The 2,040-nt window shown below is 65.5% G+C and carries 2 protein-coding genes and 1 pseudogene; all 3 read left to right on the forward strand.

Annotation, left to right across the window (positions count from 1 at the left end; genetic code table 11):
- Nucleotides 1-646, forward strand: a pseudogene (locus tag EN906_RS32090) (hypothetical protein); the annotation flags it as partial.
- 353 nt (nt 647-999) lie between these two features.
- Complete coding sequence (locus tag EN906_RS32100) at nt 1,000-1,620, forward strand: nucleoside triphosphate hydrolase (RefSeq protein ID WP_127267261.1); 621 nt, start codon at nt 1,000-1,002, stop codon at nt 1,618-1,620.
- 85 nt (nt 1,621-1,705) lie between these two features.
- The coding region (locus EN906_RS32105; protein WP_127375681.1) for a hypothetical protein at nt 1,706-2,040 on the forward strand (335 nt) is incomplete at its 3' end.

Below are 2,040 nucleotides of genomic sequence, written 5' to 3' on the forward strand. Positions count from 1 at the left end.
GGGCGGCGGCAGGCTGGCCTTTTCGCCGAAGCGGTTTGCCGCGACGCTGGACGACCCGCTGGAGCCGGATCCCGCACGCGGCCGCTTCCTGCTGGCCTATCCGGCACGATCCGCCGATCTCGGCCGTTTTCCCGCCGCAGGCGGCGGTACGCTCGACCTGACGGAATACCGCATGGGCGACCTGCGCGAGGATTTCCTCACGCTGGTCGAGACAGATCATGGCGGACCGGGCTGGACCGCGCTGGCGCGCCAGGCCGAGGACGATCTGGTGCTGGTGCTGAAGAACCCTGCCGAGCTACCGATCACCATGCTGTGGCTCAGCAATGGCGGGCGCGACTACGCGCCCTGGAGCGGCCGCCACCTTGGCGTGCTCGGCATCGAGGATGGCCGCGCCGCCGTCGGCCATGCCGCCTCGATCGGCGACAACTGGCTGAGGCGCGAAGGGGTAGCGACCGCCTTTGCGCTGGACGAAAGCCAAAGCGTTTCCTTTCGCCATGTCATCGGCGCCATGCCGCTATCTGGCGGCGAGCCACCGCAGGAGCTCACGACGGCGGATGGCCGCATGCGGCTGACGGCCGGTGGCGCGGCGCGGGAGGTTCCCTTCGACAGCGATTTCCTGCGTATTGGGCAGCCTGTGGCTGCCTGAACGAACAGCACAGTTTACTTCTGTTCGTTCAGGGGTTCCCATCAATTGCCAAAGTTGGCGCCGCCCCTCACCTGCCTGCCGGCATCCTCTCCCCGTATAGTGACGGGGAGAGGGGTGCTCTCATCACCGATTTCGCCAACTACCAGCGTTACAGAGTAGGCGCCGAGATTGCGGCTGGCCCCTTCTCCCCGTCACTATACGGGGAGAAGTGCCCGGCAGGGCGATGAGGGGCGGCGCCAACTTTGGCAAAAGACCGCCTCCAATAGCTCAAATCCCGATTTGAAATTTCCGCCAACTGCCGACAAGATACAGCGGAAATTATCGTGCCGATCATCCAGGCAAGCGAGGCTCTCATGTCCGAAATCGCCCATCTCGCCGCCACCATCTTCAAACGCGCCGGCAAGGCAAAGCGCTTCATCGTCGCCATTGCCGGTCCACCAGGCTCCGGCAAGTCGACGCTGTCGGCAAGGCTGCATGAACTGCTGCCCGAAGGGGCGGCTGAGGTCGTGCCGATGGACGGCTTCCACTATGACGACGCAGTGCTCGAGCGGCGCGGCCTGCGCGCGCGCAAGGGCGCGCCGGAAACCTTCGACTTTGCCGGGTTTGAGGCCCTGCTGAAGCGTATCCGTGCCGGCGAACCCGACATCGCCATCCCGGTCTTCGACCGCAGCATGGAACTGTCACGCGCCGCTGCTTCGATCGTCGCCACGCAAACCAAGTTCATCCTGGTCGAGGGCAACTATCTGCTGCTCGACGAAGAGCCGTGGTCGCGGCTGGCGCCGCTGTTCGATTTCTCGATCTTCGTCGACGTGCCGCGCAACGAGCTCGAGCGCCGCCTGATGGAGCGCTGGCACGGACATGGCCGCTCCGATGAAGATGCGCGCGCCTGGATCGCGTCCAACGACCTGCCCAACATCGAACGCGTGCTCGCGCGGCGCCGGGCTGCCGATCTGGTGATCGGCCTTTCCGCTTGATTCGACGGATTGCGCAAGGGGAACCTTAAGACTTTCAGGGCGTTATCCCGACACGGCAATTGTGCCAAAAGAGGGATTCGGTCCAATGGCAACCAAGGCAAGAAAGCCCGCGCCCGCCAAGGGCAAGGCGACCCAATCCAAGGCCGGCGCCGGCCCGGCGATGACAGCCCGTTCGAAGGACGCCAAGCCGGCCTTCGGCAAGGCAGCGCCGAAGAAAGTGGTGCCGACCGCAGCGAAAGCCGCGCCGAAAGCCGCAAAGCCGAAGAAGCCCGCGAGTTCCAGCGACTCCCTGAGCGGCAGTGCGATGCGCACGGCCAAGGCGACGGCCAACGTCGCTGCCGGCGCGGTCATGGTCGCCGCCCGAGGTGCTGCGTCGCTCGCCGCTTCCGTCATGGGCAAAGGCGGTTCGAAGGCCAAAGC

Origin of the sequence: Mesorhizobium sp. M7A.F.Ca.CA.004.06.1.1 (assembly GCF_003999135.1) — a bacterium.
Classification (GTDB): Bacteria; Pseudomonadota; Alphaproteobacteria; order Rhizobiales; family Rhizobiaceae; genus Mesorhizobium.

What these genes read in the sequence shown, in the direction of transcription:
- EN906_RS32100 (WP_127267261.1), top strand. Translation starts at nt 1,000, where the DNA reads ATGTCCGAAATCGCCCATCTCGCCGCCACCATCTTCAAACGCGCCGGC.